This is a genomic window from Nocardia sp. NPDC051929 (genome assembly GCF_044548645.1).
Taxonomy (GTDB): domain Bacteria; phylum Actinomycetota; class Actinomycetes; order Mycobacteriales; family Mycobacteriaceae; genus Nocardia; species Nocardia sichangensis.
Genome location: NZ_JBIUCG010000025.1, coordinates 73,852 through 97,880, shown reverse-complemented (window position 1 = coordinate 97,880; position 24,029 = coordinate 73,852). Strand labels below are relative to the sequence as shown.

24 protein-coding genes are annotated in these 24,029 nt (G+C 65.5%); 10 read left to right on the top strand and 14 right to left on the bottom strand.

All coding sequences use genetic code 11. The annotated features are described in order from the left end of the window. Nucleotides 1-224 precede the first annotated feature (224 nt). Nucleotides 225-422 (top strand): hypothetical protein, encoded by a 198-nt coding sequence (locus tag ACIHAX_RS30265; protein ID WP_364434009.1) that lies wholly within the window; start codon nt 225-227, stop codon nt 420-422. A 163-nt stretch (nt 423-585) separates the two neighbouring features. Here the strand turns inward: ACIHAX_RS30265 and ACIHAX_RS30260 are convergent, their stop codons facing one another. Both ACIHAX_RS30260 and ACIHAX_RS30255 read right to left on the bottom strand, forming a co-directional pair. Next, on the bottom strand, nt 586-909 hold the full coding sequence (locus ACIHAX_RS30260; protein WP_397280965.1) for a CSLREA domain-containing protein: 324 nt from the start codon (nt 907-909) through the stop codon (nt 586-588). Between the two features lie 178 nt (nt 910-1,087). Beyond that, entirely contained in the window at nt 1,088-2,443 is a 1,356-nt protein-coding gene (locus ACIHAX_RS30255; RefSeq protein ID WP_355074381.1) for an MFS transporter, read from the bottom strand. Nucleotides 2,444-2,976: 533 nt separating this feature from the next. Between ACIHAX_RS30255 and ACIHAX_RS30250 the strand changes: the two genes are divergently transcribed. The 3 genes from ACIHAX_RS30250 (at nt 2,977) to ACIHAX_RS30240 (ending at nt 6,387) form a co-directional block, all read left to right on the top strand. Then, the gene (locus ACIHAX_RS30250; protein WP_397280962.1) at nt 2,977-4,632 is read left to right on the top strand and encodes an ABC transporter substrate-binding protein; all 1,656 of its coding nucleotides are present in this window, start codon (nt 2,977-2,979) and stop codon (nt 4,630-4,632) included. Nucleotides 4,633-4,635: 3 nt separating this feature from the next. Next, the gene (locus ACIHAX_RS30245; protein WP_397280960.1) at nt 4,636-5,190 is read left to right on the top strand and encodes a hypothetical protein; all 555 of its coding nucleotides are present in this window, start codon (nt 4,636-4,638) and stop codon (nt 5,188-5,190) included. 993 nt (nt 5,191-6,183) lie between these two features. Continuing rightward, nucleotides 6,184-6,387 carry a hypothetical protein gene (locus ACIHAX_RS30240; RefSeq protein ID WP_039798023.1) on the top strand — a complete coding sequence of 68 codons (204 nt, stop codon included), beginning with the start codon at nt 6,184-6,186 and terminating at the stop codon, nt 6,385-6,387. A 111-nt stretch (nt 6,388-6,498) separates the two neighbouring features. Here the strand turns inward: ACIHAX_RS30240 and ACIHAX_RS30235 are convergent, their stop codons facing one another. The 6 genes from ACIHAX_RS30235 to ACIHAX_RS30210 all read right to left on the bottom strand — a co-directional run bounded on the left by ACIHAX_RS30235 (nt 6,499) and on the right by ACIHAX_RS30210 (nt 12,564). Further along, the gene (locus tag ACIHAX_RS30235; protein ID WP_397280958.1) at nt 6,499-9,255 is read right to left on the bottom strand and encodes a TIR domain-containing protein; all 2,757 of its coding nucleotides are present in this window, start codon (nt 9,253-9,255) and stop codon (nt 6,499-6,501) included. 338 nt (nt 9,256-9,593) lie between these two features. Continuing rightward, a complete protein-coding gene (locus ACIHAX_RS30230; RefSeq protein ID WP_364433872.1) occupies nt 9,594-9,755 on the bottom strand; it encodes a hypothetical protein in 162 nt (53 codons plus the stop codon). Nucleotides 9,756-9,805: 50 nt separating this feature from the next. Continuing rightward, a complete protein-coding gene (locus tag ACIHAX_RS30225; protein ID WP_397280956.1) occupies nt 9,806-10,375 on the bottom strand; it encodes a hypothetical protein in 570 nt (189 codons plus the stop codon). A 27-nt stretch (nt 10,376-10,402) separates the two neighbouring features. Continuing rightward, nucleotides 10,403-10,750, bottom strand: coding sequence for a DoxX family protein (locus ACIHAX_RS30220; RefSeq protein WP_397280954.1), 348 nt, complete (start codon nt 10,748-10,750; stop codon nt 10,403-10,405). Nucleotides 10,751-10,759: 9 nt separating this feature from the next. After that, nucleotides 10,760-11,620, bottom strand: a complete 861-nt coding sequence (locus ACIHAX_RS30215) for a fumarylacetoacetate hydrolase family protein (protein ID WP_397280952.1) — start codon at nt 11,618-11,620, stop codon at nt 10,760-10,762. A gap of 77 nt (nt 11,621-11,697) precedes the next feature. Then, nucleotides 11,698-12,564: an alpha/beta hydrolase gene (locus tag ACIHAX_RS30210; protein ID WP_364433859.1), complete on the bottom strand. Its 867-nt coding sequence runs from the start codon at nt 12,562-12,564 to the stop codon at nt 11,698-11,700. 93 nt (nt 12,565-12,657) lie between these two features. On the opposite strand from ACIHAX_RS30210, the gene ACIHAX_RS30205 reads away from it, so the two are divergent. Together ACIHAX_RS30205 and ACIHAX_RS30200 are read left to right on the top strand one after the other, a co-directional pair. Continuing rightward, nucleotides 12,658-13,305 (top strand): TetR/AcrR family transcriptional regulator, encoded by a 648-nt coding sequence (locus ACIHAX_RS30205; RefSeq protein ID WP_364433856.1) that lies wholly within the window; start codon nt 12,658-12,660, stop codon nt 13,303-13,305. A 13-nt stretch (nt 13,306-13,318) separates the two neighbouring features. After that, nucleotides 13,319-13,957 (top strand): polysaccharide deacetylase family protein, encoded by a 639-nt coding sequence (locus tag ACIHAX_RS30200; RefSeq protein ID WP_397280950.1) that lies wholly within the window; start codon nt 13,319-13,321, stop codon nt 13,955-13,957. A 91-nt stretch (nt 13,958-14,048) separates the two neighbouring features. On the opposite strand, the gene ACIHAX_RS30195 is transcribed toward ACIHAX_RS30200, so the two are convergent. After that, nucleotides 14,049-14,288 (bottom strand): hypothetical protein, encoded by a 240-nt coding sequence (locus ACIHAX_RS30195; RefSeq protein ID WP_364433850.1) that lies wholly within the window; start codon nt 14,286-14,288, stop codon nt 14,049-14,051. A gap of 196 nt (nt 14,289-14,484) precedes the next feature. Between ACIHAX_RS30195 and ACIHAX_RS30190 the strand changes: the two genes are divergently transcribed. Together ACIHAX_RS30190 and ACIHAX_RS30185 are read left to right on the top strand one after the other, a co-directional pair. After that, on the top strand, nt 14,485-14,952 hold the full coding sequence (locus tag ACIHAX_RS30190) for a hypothetical protein (RefSeq protein ID WP_364433847.1): 468 nt from the start codon (nt 14,485-14,487) through the stop codon (nt 14,950-14,952). 14 nt (nt 14,953-14,966) lie between these two features. Further along, on the top strand, nt 14,967-15,116 hold the full coding sequence (locus tag ACIHAX_RS30185) for a hypothetical protein (protein WP_355074340.1): 150 nt from the start codon (nt 14,967-14,969) through the stop codon (nt 15,114-15,116). Between the two features lie 154 nt (nt 15,117-15,270). Here ACIHAX_RS30185 and ACIHAX_RS30180 read toward each other — a convergent pair whose 3' ends face one another. Beyond that, nucleotides 15,271-15,948, bottom strand: a complete 678-nt coding sequence (locus ACIHAX_RS30180) for a TetR/AcrR family transcriptional regulator (RefSeq protein ID WP_364433841.1) — start codon at nt 15,946-15,948, stop codon at nt 15,271-15,273. 113 nt (nt 15,949-16,061) lie between these two features. Between ACIHAX_RS30180 and ACIHAX_RS30175 the strand changes: the two genes are divergently transcribed. Beyond that, nucleotides 16,062-17,651, top strand: coding sequence for an MFS transporter (locus tag ACIHAX_RS30175; RefSeq protein ID WP_397280946.1), 1,590 nt, complete (start codon nt 16,062-16,064; stop codon nt 17,649-17,651). Then, nucleotides 17,620-18,084, top strand: coding sequence for a transposase (locus ACIHAX_RS30170; protein ID WP_364433837.1), 465 nt, complete (start codon nt 17,620-17,622; stop codon nt 18,082-18,084). Before ACIHAX_RS30175 ends, ACIHAX_RS30170 begins: the two co-directional genes overlap by 32 nt. A 102-nt stretch (nt 18,085-18,186) precedes the next feature. Here ACIHAX_RS30170 and ACIHAX_RS30165 read toward each other — a convergent pair whose 3' ends face one another. The 4 genes from ACIHAX_RS30165 to ACIHAX_RS30150 all read right to left on the bottom strand — a co-directional run bounded on the left by ACIHAX_RS30165 (nt 18,187) and on the right by ACIHAX_RS30150 (nt 22,710). Continuing rightward, nucleotides 18,187-19,353 (bottom strand): FxsB family cyclophane-forming radical SAM/SPASM peptide maturase, encoded by a 1,167-nt coding sequence (locus tag ACIHAX_RS30165; protein ID WP_397280944.1) that lies wholly within the window; start codon nt 19,351-19,353, stop codon nt 18,187-18,189. Nucleotides 19,354-19,444: 91 nt separating this feature from the next. Continuing rightward, nucleotides 19,445-21,238, bottom strand: a complete 1,794-nt coding sequence (locus ACIHAX_RS30160) for an HEXXH motif domain-containing protein (protein ID WP_397280942.1) — start codon at nt 21,236-21,238, stop codon at nt 19,445-19,447. Nucleotides 21,239-21,254: 16 nt separating this feature from the next. Then, the gene (locus ACIHAX_RS30155) at nt 21,255-22,490 is read right to left on the bottom strand and encodes an FxsB family cyclophane-forming radical SAM/SPASM peptide maturase (protein WP_397280940.1); all 1,236 of its coding nucleotides are present in this window, start codon (nt 22,488-22,490) and stop codon (nt 21,255-21,257) included. Between the two features lie 67 nt (nt 22,491-22,557). Then, nucleotides 22,558-22,710 carry a hypothetical protein gene (locus tag ACIHAX_RS30150; protein ID WP_354957206.1) on the bottom strand — a complete coding sequence of 51 codons (153 nt, stop codon included), beginning with the start codon at nt 22,708-22,710 and terminating at the stop codon, nt 22,558-22,560. Between the last annotated feature and the right edge of the window lie 1,319 nt (nt 22,711-24,029).

The following is a 24,029-nucleotide window of genomic DNA, read 5'->3' as shown; positions in this document are numbered from 1 at the left end:
ATCTCACTGCGACGGTCGCGGATATCGCTGCCGCGGCGAAGGTTCGCGCTGGACGTTCTATCAGCACTTCCCGGACAAAGAGGCGTGCTTTCTCGCCGCAGCGGAGACGGGTCGCGATCTGATGATCGATCATCTGGAGCAGGTGATGAGGCAGGTGCTCTCCGAACCGGTGGAGCCACTCGAGGCCCTCCGGCGCGGGATCCGGGCGTATCTCACCCTGTTGCGTGGGGAACCGTCGTTTGCCCGGCTCGTTCTATTTGGAGACCGCCGTGGCCGGGTCTCGTGCATATCTGGCGGTGACCGAGGCGACCAACGAGGCCGTGCGCCGGATCTTGCGTGACGGCGGGGATTTGCTCGCGCTCGAGGACGCGGTGATGTACATTCACCGCGCATTACTCGGGCTGGCTACGCCTGCCGACTAGGACACGACTGTGTCGCCTGCCCCGGTGAACTCGCAGGAAGCGTCGTCGCTGGTGTCGCCACCCTCGGAGACAATCCGCGCGAACGCCGTCGCGCAGTTGGCCGATGCGATACCGGAGATATTCGCCCTGATGGTGGAGTTCCGCACGGTCGGCGCGGTGACGTTCAGGTCTCCCGTGGTCGGATCGGCGTTGCGGCACTGCACTTTCTGCGGGTCGGGCGGTATCGCCAAACATAGCGGCCGACCGGCACCACGATCGTGCTGCCCGGACGGGCATTGGCCACCTGCACCGCGGCGCGCAGGGTGCAGGTACCAGAAGCGGTGCGGCACAATCGGCTTCCGAGATCGGCCGCGGTTTCGTCCGCAGTGGTGTCGACCGTGATCACCACCGGCGTATCCCCAGCGGGCGCGCTGTCGGCATGGTCCGTTCCGGGGAATCCGCCTGCGGTTCCAACGGCCAGGGCTGTGATGGCAGCAGCGCCGGCCACCGCGGCGGATGTTCTCGTCCTCATGGGGGTCTTTGATCCAATCATGAACCTGAAGTTGTAAACGCTCGCGTATAAGTCGGGTACGTGAGCGTTTACAACTTTGCAGCAGGCCAACGCCCAGTGGTGGCGTTTACGTGAATCCTGTTGGCAGTTAACCGGATTGATCAGACGATGCTGATCAGGACGGAACGGAGACGGAGGCGTTCCCGCCGGCCGTCGCGGGCTGACCGGCCGACACGGTTTCCGGCAGTGCCCATGCGCAGCCGAGCGTGCACAGCGCCATGACCATGAGGAAGGCGGAGACCGACGCTGTCGAACCGGTTGCCGCCAGCAGCGCGGTCATGAGGAAGGGCGTGCCACCACTGACCAGGATGGCGGCCAGCTGGTAGGACAGCGTTATGCCGGAGTAGCGGATTCGGGGCTCGAACAGTTCCGCGAGATACGCCGCCAACGGGCCGTACACCAGCCCGGAGCCGATGCCGCTGCCGACAGTGGTTGCGATCATGATCGCCGTGAGTGAGCCGCTACCCACCAGCCAGAAGAAGGGGAATGCCCACAGCGCCATGAGCGCTGCCCCGATCAGTATCAATGGGCGGCGACCCACACGGTCGGACAGCGAGCCGGCGAGATAGATGATGGGCACTCCGATGGCCGAGGAGAGCAGAGAGACGGCCAGCAGGCTGTTGCGGGCCAGGCCGAGTTCGCGCACACCGTAATCGAGCACACCGGCGACGCTGATGTAGAAGATGGCGTTTGTTCCGAACAACAGCCCGGCGCCGAGCAGAACCCGCTTCGAGCGCGTGCGCAGTACTTCGAGAATCGGGGCCTGCGCGACCGCGGTCGAGGCCACGGCGGCTTTGGTTTGCAGCCGGCGGAACTCGGGGGAGTCCTCGATGCGGAGTTGGATGAACAGCACCACCGGGAACAGCGCGGCGCTGGCCAGGAACGGGATACGCCAACCCCAGCTCAGAAAGTCGGCACCCTTGACGTATGCGCTGACCAGAAGGAACGCGCCGGTGCCCAGTAGCAGTCCCAAGGGCACGCCCATCTGGCCGAAGGTGCCCGCTTGGCCCTTGCGGTTCGGCTTGGTGGTTTCGGTGAGCAGCAGAGTGACCCCGCCCCACTGGCCTCCCACGGCGATGCCCTGGAGGAACCGCAATGCCACCAGCAGAATCGGCGCGGCCACGCCGATCGTCTTGGAGGTGGGCAGCAGGCCGATCGTGCAGGTGGATGCGGCGACCAGGATCAGGCACGAGACCAGTGCCGGCTTGCGGCCGAAGGTGTCGCCGATGTGCCCGAAGATCAGTCCGCCCAGTGGCCGTGCGATGAAGCCCGCCCAGAAGGTGCTGAAGGACAGCAAGGTGCCCATCAGCGGCGACGCATGGGGAAAGAACAGCTTGCCGAATACCAAGGCAGCGGCTGTTCCGTAGATAAAGAAGTCGTACCATTCGATCGAACTGCCCACCAGGGCAGCGGCCATGAGGCGCCGTAATTTCTTCTGGTCCGGGCTGCCGGAATCCGAATTCGGAGTCATATCTATCTCCAGGGTGAGAAACGAACCTGATGTGACGCGGGTCACCGTCAGTGGTCGGCACGCTACTTGAAGTTGACGTCGTATTCAATAGATTCCGCGAGATTCTCGGCATGCACTCCGGCATGGGCCGGTCCGGGGTGTGATGCTCGCGCGACTGTGTGAGCGGGGAACCGGCCGGGCGCTGGACCACACGGTGATCCCGTTCCACCGTGCGGAGACCGGGCATTCCTGGTTTCACGAAAACTGAACGATTCTCGAAGACGAGCTTGGTTGTTCCGGCTACCGGCGCTGTGCAGACTGCACTGTGGATCGCCGGTGCGGTCCGCTGTCCGTCGAGCGGTGAAGGAGCGTGACCATGCGATTCGCGGTGTCCACGCGCTCGGCGGTGCGGCAGGCGTTCGCCGACTGTTGTCGCTGACGCGAAACCACTTCGCGCGCCGCCCCGGACGGTTTGTTCCCGGGGTTCTCGGCCACCACTTCGCCACCCACGGCATTCGCCGCAAGGGGACGGCCACTCGTCAGGAGTTTGTCAGATGTCATCACGCAGGTTCTCGAGGGCGGCGGCGCTCATCGCCGTCACCATCACCGCCGCGGTGCTGGCCGGATGCGCGGCGCCGGCCAACCGGGTCGCGGGCGGCGGCGACGGCGGCACGCCGGTCGCGGGCGGGACATTGCGGTTCGCGGTGCTGGACGCACCGGCCAACCTCGATCCGCATTCGGGCAGTTCCTACCCCGAATCGCTGATCACCAGCAATATCACCGACAAGCTGACCTACCAGAACCCCGAGACCGGCGCCATCGAACCGTGGCTGGCCACCTCATGGGACATCGATCCCGAGCTCACCCGATTCACCTTCCATCTGCGCGACGACGTCACCTTCAGCGACGGGTCGAAATTCACCGCGGATTCGGTGAAGGAGAACTTCGACCTGCTCGGTTTCGGCAACAAGGAACTCGGCATCGTGCCGGTGACCGCGTACTGGGTCGGCTACTCCGGCACCCGCGTGCTCGACCCGCGCACCGTCGAGGTAGCCTTCACCCGCCCGAATGCGGGCTTCCTGCAGGCGCTGTCGCTCTACTTCTCCGGCATCCTCGGGCACACCACCCTGCAGCTGCCCAAAGAGCAGCGCAGCTTGCCGCAGAATCTGGTCACCACCGGGCCTTTCACCGTCACCGAGCACGTCTACCAGCAGAAGACGGTGCTGAAGAAGCGTTCCGGGTACAACTGGGCGCCTGCCAGCCGTAAACACAACGGCGAGGCGTATCTGGACGCGGTGGAGATTTCGGTGATCCCGGAGGCCGGTGTGCGCACCGGAGCGCTACGAGCGGGCCGGGTGGACGCGATCCTGGATGTGAACAACACCGACGAGGCGCCGCTGACCCGCGAGGGCTACCGGATCGTGCCGCAGCTCATTCCCGGTCGCGACATCGCCTTCGACTTCAAGACCGACCTGTTCCCCACCAACGACCGCGCGGTGCGCGAAGCGGTCAAGCTGGCCTGGAATCGCGACGCGCTGAGCAAGACCGTGCTCACTCCGAGCTACAAGGTGTCCAGTTCGGTGCTGTCCGAACGGGTGCCGGGCTACGTCGACTTCTCCGGCACACTGAAGCAGGACCAGCGCAGGGCCGAGCAGATCCTGGAGGACGCGGGCTGGCGCAGGGGCGCCGACGGCATCCGCGTCGACCGCGACGGCCGCAGGCTGGAACTGGCGCTGATCGGCATCAACAACCTGGTGAACAACAAGCCTGCCTACGAGCTGATCCAGCAGGACCTGCGCAAGATCGGCGTCGACCTGAAGCTGAACGTGCTGCCGATCCCGGACTACCAGGCCGCCATCACCCAGCCGCAGCGCTGGAACATCCAGGTGGCCAGCCAGAGCCGCGCGGACGTCGCGGTGCTCGAACAGGTGTACTCGCCGCAGTTCGGCAACATGGCCAAGCTGGCCCAGGGCGATCCGGTCTACCAGCAGGCGATCGACACGCTCGGCGCGGTCAGCAAGACCATCGACCCGCAGCGGCGGGCGGCCGCGGCCCAGGCGGCGCAACGGTTCCTGTTGGAGGACCAGGTGCTCACCGTGCCGGTGTACAACCCGGCCCAGGTCACCGCGGCGAATCCGAAGGTGCACAACGTGGGCTACGAGGCGCAGTCGCGAAACGTCTTCTACGACACCTGGATCGAGCCGAGGTAACCGATGTTCCGCTATGTGCTGGCCAAACTCGGCCAAGCGGTGTTCGTGGTGTGGGGCGCGTACACCGTGACGTTCGTGCTGCTTTACGTGCTGCCTTACGACGCGGTGGATCTGTTGTTCGACCCCACCCAGGGTGACCTCGTCACCGAGCAGGACAAGCAGAACGCGAGGGAGTACTACGGACTCGACCACGATCTGCTCGGCCAATACCTGAACCGGCTGTTCGCGGCCGCCCGCGGTGACTTCGGGGCATCCACCCGCACCGGCGAGCAGGTGTGGCCGCTGATCGTGTCGGTGCTGCCGCAGACCGCGCTGCTCGCCGCCTGCGCGCTGGTCCTGGCGGTGCTGCTGGCGCTCGCGGTCACGTTGATCTCCGCCTACACGCGCGTGCGGTGGCTGAGCGGCCTGTTCGCCGCGCTGCCCGCGGCGGGTGTGTCGGTGCCGGTGTTCCTGGTGGGATCGGCGATCCTGCAGGTGTTCTCGTTCCAGAGCCGGGCTGGCGAACGTGCAACCGGAAAAACAATTCGATTCCCTGGGTGTAGGCGCGTGCACCGCTGAGCGCGATCGCGATGTCGTCGGTGCGCACGAGTGCAGCATCAATGCCCACGGTCACGGGAAGCTCGTTCGACGGTCTCGTACGCCTCCGAAAGCCGGACGCCTGTTGCCCAGTGGCGGAGAGCCTTTCGTCCAATGATGCCTCCTTCGTCTTATCGCCCGTTTCGGTGCAGGCGCGTATCAGGCAACGGTAGCGTTCCCCTCCGACAGCCTTAATGGCGCTGGCTCTACGCAATGGGGCTTTCTGACATAAGCGGCGGGGCCAGAACTGCCCGGCGTTCAGCCGCCGGAATGGTCGTGTGCGGAAACCAGCCGACTACACGTGGTGGTTGCACTGGTCCAGTACGGCCGCATGGTCTCCACCGGAAGAGCATCCTCATCGAGCCTCGGAATCCGCTCTGTGTCAGGTTCTGGCTCATCTCTCCGATCAGGTGTTTCGTGGTCGGGGTGGTTACCCGCAGCGGGCGCCGATCGGCAAGCACCAAAGCCCGTAGTACAGGGCCAGCTCGATGCTGCTTGTTCTGGTCTATGAACCGCATTCGGTCCTCCGAGTCCATCGGCAGGCTTGGGCACGCGACGACCGAGTGCCCTGGCGGACGCATCGCGGCCTTTGGCGATGAGGTGGACGAACCGGGCGAGATAGGTTTGAGGGCGCGGCCGCCCACTGCGCTCGTCGTGCGAGCCGGTCCGATCACCAGGCTCCGGCCGCGTACACGATGCCACCACGCCGATCGAGGTGTACCGGAGGCGCCTCCAGCAAGTTTGGCAGCAATGACCTTCAGAATCAATGCGTGTCTGCGGTATTCGGCTCAGCACGTCTAGCGTGTGCTGGTGAGTCGCAGCTGGTCGCAGTGAGTTTCTGGTGTGGAGGCCTTTGGTTACCGGGTGCCGAGACGAGGGGGCCGGCCGTTTACAGCGGCGCGGTGGTGCTATTCGGTGAAGGACACGACATAGTGCCTCGACAACGGCTTAGACAACACGATCAAGGAGGTTCACGTGGCCGAGAAGAGCTACCGCTCCGCCGATACCGGCGAATACGTGAGCGAGGAGACCGCAGCGGAGAACCCGAAGACCACCCTCGGTGAGGATGAGCCTCACGACGGGGACAACCGGCGCGACCGCTCAGCAATTACTGGACATTTCGTCAAGCCTGACACCAGCCGCCGTCACCCCGACACCACCGTGACCGAGAACGGATGACGCATCGAGTCGCGCCACCGTTCGAGGCGGCGGCCAGTCCGGCATTCGATGGGAACTGCTCCGCGACAACGGCGGTTCGGTGTTTTTCGGTCACCCGGTGTTCGGGCGTGTTCAGCAGGGCGGCCGATAGGGACGGCCGTGTAGGTAGAGTCCCCAGTCGCCTTCCCAGAGCGGCCCGCTGACCTGCGCGCAGATGCGGGGGATGAGTTCGTCTGGCGTGGTGTCCCACGATATAGGTGGGTGATCGTCGTATTGGGCGTGCACCCGTCCGCGCTCGTCGAACCGAAGCGCGCGCAGGTGGACGGACAGCTCGGCGGGTAGGGACCAGGCGAACAGTTCCTGCGGTGCGGAGCGGTCGCGCAGGTCGAACAGTCGAACCGAACGATTGTCGCCCACTGCCAGCACGGTCGCGTCCGAGGACAGGCCAATGGCATACGTCGAGAGACCTGACGGGCTGCCGATGGATGCGGTCAGCCGCGCCTTGTCCGGATGTGTCAGATCGAATACCCGTATTCGGCCGTCCTCGTCGCCGAATACAAGCACACGACCGTCGCGGCTGAGGGTCGTCGCGGAGACCCGGTTCTTCTTGTCCGGGTACGTGGCGACGATCCGGGGAGTTCGCGGGTCGGTGGCGTCTACGATCGACATGCTGCCGTCGCCACCGGCGATGAGAATCAAACCCCGTTCGACGGCCTCCACCCGGCTTATTCGGAACTCGCTGTCGAGCGTGCCCAAGGGCACCGGATGGGTTCTGTCACCGACATCGAAGATCTCGAGTCCGTCGGGTACGCCAATCGCCAGTTCGGTACCTGTTGGGTCGAACGACAGCGCTGCACTGAGCCCGGTCATACTGTTGCGTATGTTCACGGTCCCGACTTGCACCGGGGCAGCCGGATCGCCTACATCCCAGAGGAACACGGAGGTGTCGTAGCCGCCGACGGCCAACGTGCGCCCATCAGGGCTGAACGCCAGTGCCACGCCGGTAGCAACAGGCAGGACGGCGGTCACCACTGGTCGGTCGACATCGACGAGATCCCGGAGCACCACCTCTTGGCTGCTGCCGGATGCCAGCAGCCGTCCGTCCGGACGCACCGCGATCGCGGCGGCCTGGTCCGTCAGATCGGTGAGCGCGGGGCCGTAAAGACGCCAGGTACGGACCCGCCCGCCGAAGGAAGCGGTCACGACATCGCGGCCGTCGGCGGTGAAAACGGCCCCTGACACCATGTTCACGCCGTCGTCCAGAACCTTCTCGATATGAATCCTCGCCAGGTCCGCGGTGTTCCACAATCTGGCGCTGTCGCGGCTCGCGGTGACCAAGTGGTGACCATCGCGACTGAAGACCGCAGTGCATACAGGACTCTCGTGCTTCTTCACTATCGCAGGGGCGGCAGGACCCGCGAAATTCCATACCGCCACCCGGCCGTCGTTACCGCCAGCCACCAGGGACCGTCCATCCGGTCCGAAATCCGCGACGCACACTCCTTCCGGACGGCCTGACAGAACCGCGCCCGGCGCCGGGGAGAGGGGGTCGGCCACGTTCCACAGGCGGATCGCGCCGTCGGGAGCTTCGACGGCCAGCATGCGCCCATCCGGGCTGAAGGGTATCGACAGAACACCGGATACACCGTCGGTGATGCTGCCGGCCCGGCTCGGATGCGCGGGATCAGCGATCGACCATAGGTCAACCCGCCAGCCCTCGCGCCGGATCTGCCCGCCGACCGCCAATGTGCGGCCGTCTGGACTGAATCGAAGTGATACGACAGGCGGGCCGACGAACTGCGCGACAGCAATTGGGTCGGCCGGATTCGTAATGTCCCACAGACCAACGGTGCCGTCGAGACTGCCGGTGGCCAGCAGCCGGCCGTCCGGGCTGAAAGTCACCGAATAGGTGAATCGAAGGGCCAGCCTGCTCAACGCGTTGGACCTGTCCGCAGCGGTCAGATCCCACAGTGTGACGGTTTGTGACTCGCCTGCGGTAGCCAGCAGCATCCGGCCGGAATTGATCGCCGCCACGGAATCGGTGAAACCGAGGTAGGTCTCCCGTGGGGTGGCGACCGCGGCCAGCAGTCCGGACCACGCTTGGGAGGTCGGCGCGTACCGGTACGCCAGAATGTTCAACTGCCTGGCGAGGTTCTGCTGCGTCGGTCGAACCCCCGCGGCATCCGCCGCGAGCCGACGCGAAAGCGCAATATCGCCCTGGTTTCTGGCTTCCAGCAGCTGCTGTCCCGCGAAGACCACAGCCACTACCGTCGCCACGGTCGAAAAAACGACGATGACGAGGGCCGCTCGGCGCAGCCTCAACCCTCTGCGATCCGCACTGTCGAGGTCGTCCGGGCTCCTGTCGTGCACGGGTGCGGCCAGTTTGCCTATCGCGGACCGAAATGGACTGTTGCGCAACGTGAGCCGACGGGAATCGAGGTCGCGCAGGTCGACCCACAGCGGCTCACCGCGGAACCATCCGTCGAGCTGCGGTGGTAGCGCCGTGGTGCGCGATCGATCGAAGTCGCCGAGCCGCTCGTCCCAGTGGATCTCACCGGCGGCTACGACTATCAGGAATTTCTCCGGCGTGCCGATCTGCTTCCAGAACTCCACCTCCCGCCGCACCCCCTTGGACGCGGCGGCCTGCGGGGAGGCCAGCAGAATGAAGAACTCGGACTTCCGGATCGCGAGTTCGAGGGTGGCCCACAGGTCTGCGTTCGCGGGCAGACTCGTGTCGTCTCGGAATACCCGCAACGCACGTAATGTGTACCAGCGCCGGGCCAAACGGTGCAGACCCTGCTGTACCGCGGTCGCAACCACCCGGTCTTCGCCGTGGCTGTAGGAAATGAACGCGTTGTAGTCGTATTGTCTGCTCCGCGAATCGGCCACCGCACCAGCATGGCGCACCCAAACCCGTGCCGGTGCCAAAGACTGCTGAAAGCCCCTACACCGGCTTCACGGGCAACGTCGGTCGAAGCGCAGAAGCAATCCGATGGAACAGCATCTCGGAACTGATTATCGGCGAATGACGCGGCAAATCGGCCACTGAGTCGTAGCTGTTGAATCCGCGCAGGTAGTTGTAGATCATCGCTCGCGATACGCCGATCAGTTTTCGGGACCGAGGAGACGGTCTCCTCCGCCTGGCACGGGCCTGGTGGATCTGTTCGGCGGTAATCGCCGGTGGTGTGACGAGGTGTTGCCGGTGGGTCCGTGCGGCGGGCCAAGCCCTACTCGGTGCCGTCGATGATCAGCTCGCGGATGAATTCGGCCAGCGCGGCGAAGGAGTGGAAGACCAGGCGCCCGCCGGAGATAAGGTCCTGCAGCGATCTGCCGAACCGACTGAAGAGCAGGGTGGTGATGCTGCCGGGGATGCGTCGGGTTCGGGTCAATTTGTGCATCACGGGTCCGGTCGATGCAGGCGGTGTGGACAGGGCCGGCGTCAGCTGGCCTTCTCGACGAAGGCCGAGCTCCAGGCCGTATTTCCGGTGTGGGCTTGCTCGCGGGCCCAAGTGAAGTGGTGGCGGGCCGAGGCCAGCAGCAGTGGCCCCGCGGCTAGGCCGGCGGCCGCGAACTTCAGGTTCTCGCGGCGGGTTTCGACGAGGATGCTGCCCAGGCCGCCGGCGAACCACGTCCACAGGACGATGTTGTAGGCGGGTAGCTGGTTGGGGTGCAGGCCCTCGGCTTCGTCCAGCCAGGGGAGGAACCCGTACCGCAGCGACCACGGCCAGTCGGTGAAGTGGACCAGAACCGAGGCCACGGCGATCCCGGCGTTGAATGCCAGCGCGGGCCCATCATCGGGTCGATTGCGGAAGACTTTGCGCCACATCAGTACTGGCGTCAACGACCATAGGACGTTGGTGGCGCGGCGGCCGAGCTCGGGTTCGAGGAAGACACCGACTCCGGCCCAGCGCTCGAAGGCGTTGTGCCCGAAACCTCCGAGGGTGGCCAGCGCGTTGAACAGCGGCGGGCGCGGACGCGCGGTGTTGTCGCGGCGGGTGAACAGTGACATGAGGGTTCTCCTATCGGGCGGCGATCGTCAGGACGTCGCGATGAGCGTCACCAGCGCCACACTGGCGACGAAGGTGACAACAGCAGGTAGATACGCGCTGGCCTGGTCGTGGGCCAAGCGGTGGTAGATCAGCGCCGCAACCATCAGTGTGGCGGCGGCCGTGGCCGCAACGGCGCTGAGCGGGGGCACCACCACTCCGATCGCCAAAGCAGCGGCGAGGGCGAGTTCGAACAGACCCAGCAGCCGGAATCGATGCACCGGAATGGCGAAATGTTCGGCGTCGGTGCGTGATCGGCTGGTCGCGAGGGCCTTGCTGGCACCGGTGACGATGAAAAGGAGCACCAGCAGTGCGGTGATGATGGTCGCGAGGGACATGGTGGCCTCCTACTCGGCCGTGCAGGTGTTGCGTAGTTCGCCGAGCCCTTCGATAACCGAGCGGATGGTGGTCCCCGGGGTCAGGAAGCGGGCCGGGCTACGTGAGTAGCCGACGCCCTCGGGCGTTCCGGTGAAGATCAGATCGCCCGGCAGCAGTTCACACACTGAGGACAGGTAGCTGACCAGCGATGCGACGTCGAACATCATCTGGCTGGTTCGCGCGGATTGCACGACCTCGGTGTCGAGCACGGTTTCGATGGCCAGGTCGGTGAGGTCCGAAATCTCGTCGATGGTGGTCAGCCAGGGTCCGATGGGGCTGAATCCCCTGTAACTCTTGGCGAGGCTGAATTGCGGTGGGCTGCCGGCCATCTGCGCGGTCCGTTCGGAGATGTCCTGGCCCACGCAGAGCCCGGCGAGGTGATCGAGCGCGGAGACGGCGGGGATGTCGCGGCCACCGCGGCCGATCACCGCGACGAGTTCGACTTCCCAGTCACAGGTGTCGGTCGGCAGCGCGATGTCGTCGGCCGGACCGGTGATCGAGGAGGTGAACTTCGTGAACACCAGCGGTTGGGTCGGCACGGCCAGACCGGTCTCGGCGCTGTGTCCGGCGTAGTTCAGTCCGACGGCGAAGATCTGGTATGGGCGGACAACCGGTGGCCCGAGGCGTTCGAGTTGGGCGAGCAGATCGGCGCGAGTCAGGCTCGCATCGGCTTTCGGACGTGTGGTGTCGAACCACACACGGATCCGGTCGAGGTTCGCGATCGCGTGGTCGAGGTCGCTGGGCAGCGCGCCGCCGGAGGCGTGAGCGATGTCGATGACGCCGTCGTCGGTGACGATGGTGGCCCGGCCGTCGAGGTTGGCGAGTCTCATTGTGGGTGTGCTGCTTTCGATCTGATCGGCGTTGCAGAAGCGCGCGGATAGAGCCTGCCGACGTGTGCCGGTGATGCTCAGTGCCGGGCGGTGCCGGCGTGAGGAGTGCGCGCGGCGTCGAGGGTGTCGAGCCGGTCGCGGCACCATGTGGCGACGACGTCGGCATATTCGCTGGTATGGAACAACATCAGCTGGTGGACGCCGTCGGGCTGGATGTAGAAGTCGACCGGTCCACTGGTCGCGTCGACGACCGCCTGCGCGACCGGGCCGGGGAATATAGGGTCCTTCGCTCCGACGGCGTAGAGGATGGGTTTGGTGTTCTCAGCCAACGGCACCGCAGGGTCGTAGCGCAGGATCGACGCCCACGAAGCCAGGTCGTAGGACCAGGTGTTCAACGGGTCACGGCGCTTTTGCGCGCCGGCGCCGCGAAAGCCGTAGTCCTGGTCGAAGTCGATGAAGCGATCGATGTCGAACCGCAGCGCGGCACCGAAGTGGGCGACCATCTGATCGAACACCGGTGAGCGGAAGGGGTTATCGGGTGGGATGAGGGGCGAGGAGGGGATGACGAATCCCATCAGGATCGCCCCGGAGTACGCCTCCGACGCGGCGTATGCACTATAGGCCGCGGCGGTGCCCAGCGACGAGCCCTTGATGAATACCGGCAGCCCGGTGGCGGCACGGATGTGGTCGGTGACCTCCAGGGCTGCGTCCACCCATTCCGCGAGGGTGAACTGCCCGGCAGGGCGGTCGGTGCACGAGCGCCCGTGCCCGGGTGCGTCCATGGTCCATACCTCGGCGCCCAGCCTCGCGTAGTGCGCCCCGAATCGGTCGTAGATCCCTCCGTGGCCTCCTGTCCCGTGCTGCACCAACAGCACGTGATCGGCATCCGGGCCCGGATATCGGTAGGCGAATGTGTCGCCGACTATGTGGTCTTCTCGCTTCATTGCGGACCTCCATCGCGTCATGACATTAAATTGATGTTCATCAATTAAGCATAGATGTTGATGATCGTCAATATCCTGGCTAGTGTTGACCGCATGACCAGCAAGCCACGTAGGGGCCGCCCGCCGGCAGATCTGTCACCGGCGTCGCTGACCAACATCTTGTCCGCGGCGCTGGACGTCTTCGCCGCGTACGGATTCGACGGCACCTCGGTGGCCGCGCTGAATCGGGAACTGGGGGTCAGTCACAACCTGATCCATCAGCGCTTCGGGTCCAAGGAGGGGCTGTGGGTCGCCACCGTCGATTGGGCCTTCGGGGAAATCGACAAGCGTATGACCTTGGACGCGCAGTTGGCCGCCACCGATCTGCTGGGTGCCGTGCGGGAGACTATCGTGCGTTTCCTGTGCCTGCACGCCTCCCACCCGCAGGTGCTGAGGTTGGTCTCGGTCGAAGCGGCCACCGACAGCCCCCGGCTGGCCTACCTGGTTCAAACCCACGTCGAGCCGCTCTACAACCGCCTGACCGGCCCGCTGAAGATCCTGGTCGACCGGGGCGTGCTCACCACCGCCGACATCCGCAGCCTGCATTTTCTCGTCGCGCACGGAGGAACCGCCCCGTTCAGCCTGGTGCCCTTCGCCATAAAACTCGACCCACTCGATCCGCTGGCCCCGCAGGCCATCCGCGCGCACGCGGAGTTCGTCGCCGACATGGCGGTTGCGGGCTTGCGCGCCCGCGGTGCCTGACACGAGGAGCCCGATGAAGGTCACGCTGAGCTTCGACAACGGCCCCACCGAAACCACGGGCGAAGTACTCGACACCCTCGCCGAGCGAGGGATCCTGGCCAGCTTCTTCGTCGTGGGCGCCGAATTGGAGAAACCGGGCCGGCGCGCCCTGACCGAACGGGCCGCCGCCGAAGGGCACTGGGTCGGCAATCACACCATGACCCACTCGATCCAGTTCGGCGACTGCGACGACCCGACCCTTCCCGCGCGCGAGATCGGCCAGGCGCAAGCACTGCTGGGGCCACTCGCCCACCCGGACAAGCTGTTTCGTCCCTACGGCGGCGGAGGCATCCTCGATCGGCGGCTGCTGAATCCGGCCGCGATCACCTATCTACGAGCGAACGACTACACCTGCGTGCTGTGGAACAACGTCCCGCACGACTGGGATCGACCCGACGACTGGGTGTCACAGTGCCTGGCCGAAATTCATGCACGACCATGGAGCCTGGTCGTTCTGCACGACCTCCCCTCCGGGGCGATGCGGCATCTCCCGGCATTCCTGGACGAACTCGATGCGCGCGGCGTAGACCTTGTCCAAGAATTCCCCGAGGCCACCGTGCCGATCTACCGCGGAGCCCAACGCGAATCCCTCGCCGATCTCAGCGTTTCCTGAGGCACTCGGCTGCGCCAACCCTGCACCGCGGTGGCCACTCCGACACGAATCCAGACACGGCAAACTGCACAGGAATACCGCCGGACAAAACTCATCCGGCAGCCGAGGCAACGCGCCAACCACCGCACCCCGCCAGTCGGCCATGCCCCTCCACCTCGAACGGTTCGTTGTTCTGCAGCCAATAGACGGTGGCCTCGTCGAGCGCGCCGATACTCGACCGCATCATCATCCGCAGGGCGAGGTTTTCAGGATCGAGTCCGAGTAGCGCGGTCCACGTCTCGATGGCCCGCCAACGCCCGGCTTCGAAGGGACCTGATCTCGATCTCCCCACAGCGGCATCCTCGGCACCGGCAGGTGGCCGGTTCGGCGGTAGAGATCGTGGCGGCCGCCCAGCGGAAAGTCGGCGATAGTGGCAGCCGGCGCGTAGACCGAGCCTTCGAATTGGTAGCACTCCCGCGCCGTCGCGGTGAGTGCCGCGGGCTGCTGCGGATCGCGCACGTCGGCTGGCCAAGTTCACCGGCCTGACGATGACCGAAGGCGGAGAACTGGGTAACCGCCTGCGTAACCTCATCGCACCGCGACTGCGCGTCGTGCCCGGCCTCACCGGCATGGTCACCAGCGGAGAGTCCCCGCCCCTCCGCCGTTCCTCGCTGGTGGAGGCGCCGCGGATGCGTAGAGGTCTGACCGGCCGGCTCGTCCCGAACGACCGCTTGGCCGATGGGCGGCGCGTGGACGACGTCGTTATAGGGCGATACGCCATCATCACCACGGCCGAATTATCGCCAGGTGATCAGGCGATCGTGAAACAACGCGGCGGTGTCGTGCTGCGCCCCGAGCCGCATACGGATCTGTACCGCTGGATTCGCCGCGGCCACGTGAGCGCGCTCCGGGTCCGGCCGGACGGCATCGTGCAGAGCTGCCGGGGAAGCCTGCCTGCTCTGTGCGCGTCGCTCCCGCGGTTCGCGCCGAGTATTCCGCGGACACGTGCGAGCTGAACGTCGCGGCCAAGGTGACCGAGCAGCAGGTGACCGGCCAGATCGAGCAGGTGATGTCCGGACTGAAGGGGTTGTCACAGGTCGCCGCCATCGTGGATCCATACAACTGTGGTCTAGGGCTCGCCGAGCGTCGTCCGATCACGCTTTCGTCATCCTCGAAGTAGCCACCGGTTTCCACCGCCTCGCGCCGCACTCTGATCAGTGCCCGATGCCGCTCGTTGCGCCGAAACCTTGCTCGGTGTCTAGCGCATCGGCGGCGATATCGACCCGTTCGATTCGCGATCCAGCCGTGCGGTGATTTCGGGGTCGGTCGATGCTCTACCGCACGTCATCGGCGACATCAGGCGCCGATGACGAGTGAGCGTTCTCCAAACCGGCTGCGATGACGGCGATTTCGCCCGCCTGTCCCGGTGGCACGCCGAGTGCGACCAGGCAGGCGCGGGCAGCCGCCACGTCGGGGTCGGCCTCGGTCCAGCTTCCGTCGGTGCGCGCCTCGAGCAGTGCCAGAACCAGCCCGGCGAGCGCGCGGGACAGCGCTTGGGCGGGGAGGTGATCGGAGTACACGCCGAGCTGCTGGCCGTGGCGCAGCATGGCCGCGCCGTGCTCGTGCACAGGCGCCAGCCGCTCCTCGATCCGCGCGCCCAGGTTCGTCTCGGTCAGCTTGAACAGCAGGCGGTATTTGTCGCCGACCCGCCAGAGGGCGATCGTGCACCGGGCCGAGGTCACCGTCACCGGCTCGTCCGGGTCGAGCGAGCGCAGCGTGTGTGCGATGTCCTCTGACGCCAGGTCGAGGAGGCCGTCGATCAGTGCCTCCCTGGTCGGGAAGTGGCCGTAGAGAGTTCTGCGCACGACGCCTGCGGCCGAGGCGATCTCCTCCATGCTCGCCGCGGGATTGCGGGCCAGTTCGGCTGCCGCGATATCGAGGATCCGCTTCCGATTGGCCCGCGCTCGTGTGCCCGGGGTCGTCGAGGAAGTCGTGCTCCTGGTCGCTGTCATGTGAGTCCCTTCACGTCGAAGCCTTCCACAGTTGCGCATCGTTGTGCAAATTCTATACATTGCACAGCAATGTGCAAATGCACAATGGTGTGCAGATAGTGAGAGGAACGGATGTGTCTCTGCTAGTCACCTCACCGGTGGAACCGGGTGCCGTATACAGCCGCCGCTGGGCCGCGCTCGCCGTGTTGTGCCTGAGCGTGCTGATCGGCGTCATGACGAATACGTCGCTGATCGTGGCCGCTCCCGATATGACCCTCGACCTAGGTTTGTCCAGCCAGGACCTGCAGTGGGTCGTCGACGCCTACACCATCCCGTATGCCGCCTTGATGCTGCTCATGGGTGCGATCGGCGACAAGTACAGCCGCCGCGGCATGCTGATCCTGGGTCTGGCCGTCTTCGCGGCCGGCGCGGTGCTGGGGTCGGCCGTCGACAGCGCCGACTGGGTGATCGCCGCGCGGGCGATCATGGGGACCGGGGCGGCGATGATCATGCCCGCGACCTTGTCTTTGCTCGTGGCGACCTTCCCGAAGCGGGAACGCGCCGTGGCCATCACGATCTGGACCGCTACCACCGGCCTCGCGATCGCGGTCGGTCCGTTGGTAGCGGGCTGGCTGCTCACCGACCACGGCTGGGCGTCGACCTTCCTGATCAACGTTCCCATCGCGGTCATATCGATAGTCGCGGCGCTGATAGTGGTCCCGCCGTCGCGGGCGCACACGACACAGCGATTGGACCTCATGGGCGGCGCACTGTCGGTCGTTGCGGTCGCGGCGCTGGTGTACATGATCATCGAAGGTCCGCGCAACGGCTGGCACACCTCCGCGGTGCTCGCCGGTGTGGTGGCCGCTTTCGCCGCGGCGGGGTTCATCGCCTGGGAACTGCGGCATCTCAACCCGATGCTCGATATCCGCAAATTCCGCGATCGCGCGTTCGCGGGTGCGAATCTCGCTGTGCTGCTGTTCTTCCTGGCCGCATTCGGCGCGATCTACTACGTCACGCAGCATCTGCAGTTCGTGCTCGGATACGACGCCCTCGCCACCGGCGTGCGGCTGCTGCCGCTGGCGGGCGCGGTCTTCGTCGGCTCGGCGATCACCGGCGTGCTGACGCCGCGCCTCGGGCTTCGGGCGATGGTGGTGGCGGGCATGCTGCTCGGCATCCTCGCCTTGGCGGCGTTGACCCAGGTCGACGCCGAGTCCGGCTACTCGGCGTTCGCCGGGCCACTGGTGCTGATGGGCCTGGCTATCGGACTGAGTGTCTCCCCGGCCACCGACACGATCATGGATGCCTTCCCGGAACGGCTGCTCGGCGTGGGTGGCGCGGTGAACGACACCTCGGTGGAACTGGGCGGCACGCTCGGCATCGCGATCCTCGGCTCACTTCTCGGCACCGCCTACGGCGACGAGATCGCACCGATCGTCACCGGCCGCATGCCCGCGGAAGCCGCCGGCGCGGTACAGGACTCCATCGGCGGCGCGCTCGTTGTGGCCCAGCGGCTCGACGAAGCCGGGATGCACCAACAGGCAGCCCAGTTGGTGTCCGCCGCCGATGCCGCCTTCGCCCACGCCGTGTCACACACCAGCCTGATCGCGGCGATCGTGCTGGCGGTCGGCACCCTCGCCGTCGCCGCACTGCTGCCCGGCGGGCGCAAGAAGGGGTCCGTCGCCGCTTCGAGTGCGGTCAAGGAAGAGATCACGGTCGGCTGACGCGGTCTGCGCTCCAACCGCACAGCGTGGGCACGCAGATGCGTGCCCACGCTTGCGCTGTCGGTGGAGAGGGCGTCTCTGTAATCGGTTCTCACAGCTGTCGGGGATTCATGTGTCGATCTCCGATCCGGCGACGTGGAACGACCTCAGGTCGGGTGCCGGTGACCAGGATGGTGGCGGTGAAGTGCGGCGATCAGCGTGTCCGGCGAACCCCAGCCCCGGTTGGTGCCGTCCAGCGCTTCGGCTCGGTCGGGTCGGGTGGTCCGACGCGTTGGATTGGCTGTCGTCGGGCACGAGCAGCGCATCGCGATGTGTCACAGATGAAGGTCGTCGGGTTGCCGACGTCGCCCGCGCCCCAGGAGTCACCGAGGCCACCCTGTACCGCTGGAAGCGGCAGGCCCTGGTCGACCGTGGTCGCGCACCCAGCGGATGAGCGTATCCGTGGGTGTGACCGGCGCGGTTTCCAGACGTTCGGCAAGGTCTGCGTGACGCTCGCACCCAGCCTCCGACGATGATCCATGCGCCCTGGCAGTGGTCACCCGTGGAGTGCCGTGGCGACGTCGGCGCGCATTCGCGATTCGATGTGGCGAATCAATTTGGCTAGGTCGGCGCAATACACCGAGGGATTACGGAAGCCGTCGCCCGCACGGTATCGCGTGACGTAGTGACCACCACCGCACACGGTGTGTATCGAGCAGGCGCGGCAGGTGTCGCTGAGCGCGTCCGCGCCGATCTGGCGCGCCACGATCTCGGGTACCAGCATCGCCTGGTCGAGCGGATTGCGTTGGCCGGAAGGCAGTTTGGTCGCACCCGAGAAGGTCGCCTTCAAGTCGTCGATCTGCGCTACACTTCCGTCGGTTTCGATCACCGCTATGCGGGTGGGGCCGAGGCCCCATACCTCTGATTCCACGGTCCCGCCCAGTATCAGGTCCATGATGTTCTCGAACATTCGGATCCGCGTGTCCAATTGCGGCGCGCCATACCAGCGGTCGAAGATCGGGATCAGCCAGTCCGCATACGGAGTGGCTCCGGGATCTGCGGATAACCCAGGCGGCGGCGTCGTCCAATTGCCCAGTGGAATCTCGAAATTGACTTTCGGGGGCTGAAACGCGAGTAATCCTTCGTAGGCCTGCAAGGGGTCGTTTGCGAGGTCGATGACGCAGAGCAGACCGTTGAGCAGATGCCGCCGATCGCCGATCCTCAATTTCTCGAGGGCGGCAGCCACCCGGGAGTAGCTGCCCGCGCCGCGGCGGTCTCGGCGATGGCGGTCGTGACTGCGCTCATCGCCGTCGAGACTGACGGTGATGCCGATGTCCCAGTCGTCGCAGATCCTCAGGAACTCGTCGTCGAGCAGCACGCCGTTGGTCTGCAGAGTGAGGTTGACAGCGGTAATCGGCTCCAGCGCCGCCCGCGCCTGCGATGCGAAATACTCGAGATCGGCATGACCCGCCATGAGCGGTTCGCCGCCGAAGAAGACGAGACTCACCGCGGGTGGGCCGAACCTGCGAACGTGATCGGCGATTGTTCGCAGCGCGTCGTCGAAAACCTCCCGGCGCATCGCCTTCGGCTGCTCCCGCCAACTCTGGTCGGCCATTTCGTAGATGTAGCAGTAATCGCACGCCAGATTGCATCGACTGTGAATCTTGAGGAGAAACTCCGTAAACGGAAGCGGCTCGAATCCGTTGCGCTGCAATTCGGCCACGTCGAGTCCCGTCTCGGGCCATGACTTCCGCACTGTGGGCAGCCCCAGTGCCACCGATGTCGGTTCCATTGTGTGCTCTCGATTCCTGGTTTCAGATATCGGTGCGTGGGCGGTCGGACAACCACCGCACCAGCTCGACGACGTCGGTCTCGGTGCCGTCGGACAGCAGCCGCTGGTACAGGCGCGCCGCCACCTCGGCCCGATCGTTGAGAACGCCGAAGTCGGTGTCGGGAAACAGTTCCGGCAGGCTCGAGGCCAGACCAGCCCAGAGCTGCGGGAGCAGCGGGTCGACGCGCAGATCCAGGGCGTACAACTCGACGGCCTCGGCAGGCTCGCCGGCCAGGTAGGCGCGAGTGCCGCGGGGCAGTTCCGCGGGCGCGACGCTCGAAGCGGCGGCCGGGTCGTGCATCCTCAGCCGTACCGGAATATGCAGATCGCGGTGGCGATCCGGGATCGTCTCCTGATCCACGTACCGTATGGACGGCAGTTCCGCGGGAGGTTCCGCTCGCGCGACCCACAGCTCCGCCAGCTCGGCCAGCTCGGCGTCGTCGGATGTACGATTGCGCACCTGCCAAGAAGTGCGATGTGCCACCAGAATCTCGGCCACCGCGTCGCGAGCCTCCGCCGGCACGTCCTCGTCGGCCCACGGCCGGACGCCTGCGGTCAGCGCGCTCAGGAACTCCTCTCCACTCTCGGTCAGCAGGCCAGAACCGGATGCCTGCTCCATCGCGGTCGCCAGTTGTGTACGCCCGCGCTCGAATTCGATGTGCGCACGCATCGATCGGTGGCAATCGGCATGCCGGTGTACCCGCCAGAAGTCGGTGACCCCGAAGAAGGCGTAGATCCCGTGCAGCAGACCGAGGATCGGCCGTGGATCATCGCGCCACGGCGCGTAGAAGCGACACGTCGGGTCGGGATCCACGATCAGCACCTGATCGGCGAGCATGGCGAGTTTGCTGTGCTGGATTTCGTGAATCAGCGACACCGCCATTTCGCAGGAGTCCTTCGGGGCTGTGGTGTACACACAGCCGGTCCCGCTGAAGGCGGTGTGGCCGACGGTCGCCGCCACCGGTCGCGCGGTGAGCGGCGTCAGTAGCCGCAGGCAGGCACGCATCGGCGTCAGATAGCCGGGGAAGTCTCGTTGCAGGACGTGCCAGGCCTGCGCGAAATCCTCTCGCCAAGTGCGGAATTCGTCGGTCGTCAGCCGCGGTGCCGTACCCGAGGGCAGGTCGCGGAACGGGTCGAGATCATCGAGGACGACCTCCGGTTCGCCGTTTCCGCCGTGCAACCGCCGCAGCGGCAGCCACGCCGGGTCGGACTCGTCGGCAGGCGACGCCACCGAGATCGGGGCGCTGCCGTCAGCGACGATGCGTATCGCGCCATCCCCCCAGTTCAGCATGCAGTGGCCGTAGTCGCCCGCGGATCCAACCCGCGCCATCCCGATCCCGGGCAGCATGACTTCGCCGTTGCGTACGACAACCCGCATCGATCCGCTGGGCAGATTGGTGACCACGGCGGCCGCCGCCAACCAGCCGAGGTAGCCGCAGTCGGCCCACAACGGAGTTGGTTCCCGATCGTCCGAGCCGTTGCGCAAGCGCTGGAGCACGCGGCCGAGCCACACCCCGGTGTGCGGGTAGGCCAGCAGTGCCTCGACCGCGCCAGGATGTGACTCCTCCAGCTCGGTCAGGACCCGATAGGCATCGGAAAGGTCGGCGGCGTCGTCGATTTTCGGGTGGTGAGCGGTGACTTCGGTGATGAGCGCGCGTAGTAGTACGAGTCGTATGGTCAGCATGTCCGAAGTCATCCGGACGACGGCTGCCTCCGTGCCGTAACCGGTGAACAGCTCGGCCGCTGCATGGTCGATACCGATGGTCGGGGCGGACATGGTTGCACTCCTGTCGTCAGTGATCTGCGGCGGCGAGGTCGGTGCGGACCCGCGCTCCGATGTGGTGGATCAGCTTCGTCAGGTCCGCGCAATACACGGAGGGATTGCGGAAGCCGTTATCGGCGCGATACCGGTGCACGTAGTGCCCGCCGCCGCAGACGCTGTGGATCGAACATGCCCGGCAGGTTTCACTCAGGGCATCCGCGCCGATCTGACGAGCGACGATCGCGGGTTCCAGCAGTGCGAGGTCGAGCGGATTGCCCACGTTCGCGGTGCGCAACTTGGTGGCCCCAGCGAAGGCCGACTTCAACTCGTCGACCTGCTCCAGAGTGCCGTCGGTTTCGATCACGGCCAGCTGTATGGGGGCCAGCCCGAGTAATTCGGATGTCACGGAGCCGCCCAGCAGCAGGTCGATGATGTCGTCGAAGATCCTGACCCGGGTCTCCAGCTCCGGAGCCCGGAACCAGCGATCGAACACCGAAATGAGCCAGTCGGCGTAGGGGGTAGCGGTGTGGTCGGCGGTCCGCGCCGGTGGTGGCGTCGTCCAAGTGCCGTGCGGAAGCAGAAAATCGACCGCCGGGGGTCGACAGGCCAGCAACGCTTCGTAGGTCCGCACCGGGTCGTTGGCCACATCGATGGTGCAGAGCAGGCCGGCGAACAGGTGCCGGTTCTCGTCCGCAGTCAGTTGCGTGATCCCGGCCGCGACGCGCGTGTAGCTCCCGGCGCCCCGCCGATCCCGGCGATGCCTGTCGTTACCGCTCTCGTCGCCGTCGAGGCTGACTCCTACGCGAACATTCCAGCGCGCGCAGATGCGCAAGAACTCCAGGTCGAGCAGCACGCCATTGGTCTGCACGCCCAGCCGCACCTCGGTGATCGGCTCCAGTGATTCGCGCGCCGACCGGGCGAAGTATTCGAGATCGCGATGTCCGACCAGCAGCGGTTCGCCACCGTGGAACACAAGATCCACCGCGGGCAGCTGGAAGCGGCGAGCATGATCGGCGATCATCTGAAGGGCCTCGTCGAAAACCCTGCGGCTCATGGTCTTCGGTTGATCGCGCCAGCTCTGATCGGCCATCTCGTAGACGTAGCAGTAGTCGCAGGCCAGGTTGCAACGGCTGTGGATCTTGACAACGAATTCCGTGAACGGCAGCGGCTCCCAGCCACGGCGGCGCAGTCCTTCGACATCCAATCCAATTGCGGGCCAGGACGTTTGCACCACGGGTACGCCCAACGGCACCGGGCCGGACTCCATATTCGCTCCCTCGAGCTGCGGGAACGGCCACGGGCGCGCTGCTACCGAGTCGCCCGTGGCCGCGTGATCACTTGGTGGGGTTGATGAACGACTTGAATCCGCCGGGGGCCCTGTCCTGCGAACCCTTGGCGTAGCGCTCGAGGGCGGCTCGCATGGCCGGAGTGCAGTGGGTGGCCAGCTCTTCCGTGTTGAGCGCCGCGAGTTCATCGAGTCTTCCCATTTACGGGACCTCCTTTTCTGTATTCCCGTAACGGCGCGGCAAATTGCCAGGCGTTGCAAGAATTGATCGGCTCGACAATGCCGACAAGTGAAACGGGATATCTATCAATGGGCGACGGTTGTCGTCCCGAGAATGATCTTAATCGCGCGGAACGTACGATCGCTCACGCCTGTCCCCGTTGTTGGGAAGGACATCTCGCACTCGTGCAACAGCTATTCACGGTGATGGGCGAGTGCGAGGTCGTATGGAGCTCAGATTTGCAGGGGGCCGTTGGGTCAGCTCTTGATGTCGCTTTCAACTCGAACCCGCTTCGCTGCAAAGATGCGTGCAAGCGTGAACCGGCCCAGTTCGACAGAAAGTCGCATACCGCCCATTACGGACAATTCGCCAACTGGCGGCAATTCCTGCCGAATGCCCGCGCAGCGGCACGGTGTGCAGGTTGATGGGTAGCCGTCAATTCTGTGGGGCCAAGTCCGCGAGTGCGCCCCCGATCATCTCGCGCAACCAAATCCGCCGGTTCCACCTCGAAGGTCGCGGTCTGCTCCATGGCGCTGCACAACTTTCGTGTCACCGTGGCCAAGGCGGCTCCGAAAGTCGCCGATAACACCGAAATAGCAACCGACGCGGCCGTCACAGTGACGTAACTCGCCGCCATGGCGGGCAAGGTCTGCCAACTCCGCGACCTTGGCCGTCACGGTCGCACTCGCCGCGATGTCCAGCGCCTTCGCCACGCCCGGTTCGGGTCCGCCATATGCGGGCGTCTATGCCGCGACCAACTGCTCGTGCGAATGTCCTGGTAGACCCCACCCATATCCTTGATCGCACCGGTCACCGTGCCGCAGCCGGATCCCTTCCCTTGGATCAGGGCACTCGCTGCCGTGCCGCGTTCGCCGATGCTCTCCGGATACTCCCGATTCCCAACCATGGGAGTTTCGATTGTCAGGAATCCCATTGTCTTGCAATAGACTTCAGCCAACGGGGCCGATGGCATGTCGTCCAGCGAAGGTAATCTCCCAGAACGGTCGATTATCCGACTGCGCGATCGGCAATTTCACTGTCCGTACACGGGAGTGAAAGAAGGAGGTATCTCGTGGAGCATCTTGCCGTACCCGCCCGACAGGAGCGGCGCAGTTGATGGTAAGTAGTCCCGCGATATAGAGATTGACCACGGGTGGTCTGGTGCAATGCTACCCGTGGTCGTTCACGCAGGTGGACGGAGCAAGAGATGGCGCCGTTGCCTGTATCGATAGGACATTTCCGGGAGCAACCCTTCTGGTCCGCGGCGGGATTGGATGCGACCCGGCTACCTTGGAAACCGG

Coding starts and splice junctions, on each gene's coding strand:
- ACIHAX_RS30205 (WP_364433856.1), top strand. CDS start 12,658: ATGACCAGCAAGCCACGTAGGGGCCGCCCGCCGGCAGATCTGTCACCG.
- ACIHAX_RS30250 (WP_397280962.1), top strand. CDS start 2,977: ATGTCATCACGCAGGTTCTCGAGGGCGGCGGCGCTCATCGCCGTCACC.
- ACIHAX_RS30220 (WP_397280954.1), bottom strand. CDS start 10,750: ATGTCCCTCGCGACCATCATCACCGCACTGCTGGTGCTCCTTTTCATC.
- ACIHAX_RS30215 (WP_397280952.1), bottom strand. CDS start 11,620: ATGAGACTCGCCAACCTCGACGGCCGGGCCACCATCGTCACCGACGAC.
- ACIHAX_RS30190 (WP_364433847.1), top strand. CDS start 14,485: ATGACCGAAGGCGGAGAACTGGGTAACCGCCTGCGTAACCTCATCGCA.
- ACIHAX_RS30200 (WP_397280950.1), top strand. CDS start 13,319: ATGAAGGTCACGCTGAGCTTCGACAACGGCCCCACCGAAACCACGGGC.
- ACIHAX_RS30155 (WP_397280940.1), bottom strand. CDS start 22,490: ATGGAGTCCGGCCCGGTGCCGTTGGGCGTACCCGTGGTGCAAACGTCC.
- ACIHAX_RS30255 (WP_355074381.1), bottom strand. CDS start 2,443: ATGACTCCGAATTCGGATTCCGGCAGCCCGGACCAGAAGAAATTACGG.
- ACIHAX_RS30160 (WP_397280942.1), bottom strand. CDS start 21,238: ATGTCCGCCCCGACCATCGGTATCGACCATGCAGCGGCCGAGCTGTTC.
- ACIHAX_RS30210 (WP_364433859.1), bottom strand. CDS start 12,564: ATGAAGCGAGAAGACCACATAGTCGGCGACACATTCGCCTACCGATAT.
- ACIHAX_RS30225 (WP_397280956.1), bottom strand. CDS start 10,375: ATGTCACTGTTCACCCGCCGCGACAACACCGCGCGTCCGCGCCCGCCG.
- ACIHAX_RS30180 (WP_364433841.1), bottom strand. CDS start 15,948: ATGACAGCGACCAGGAGCACGACTTCCTCGACGACCCCGGGCACACGA.
- ACIHAX_RS30245 (WP_397280960.1), top strand. CDS start 4,636: ATGTTCCGCTATGTGCTGGCCAAACTCGGCCAAGCGGTGTTCGTGGTG.
- ACIHAX_RS30150 (WP_354957206.1), bottom strand. CDS start 22,710: ATGGGAAGACTCGATGAACTCGCGGCGCTCAACACGGAAGAGCTGGCC.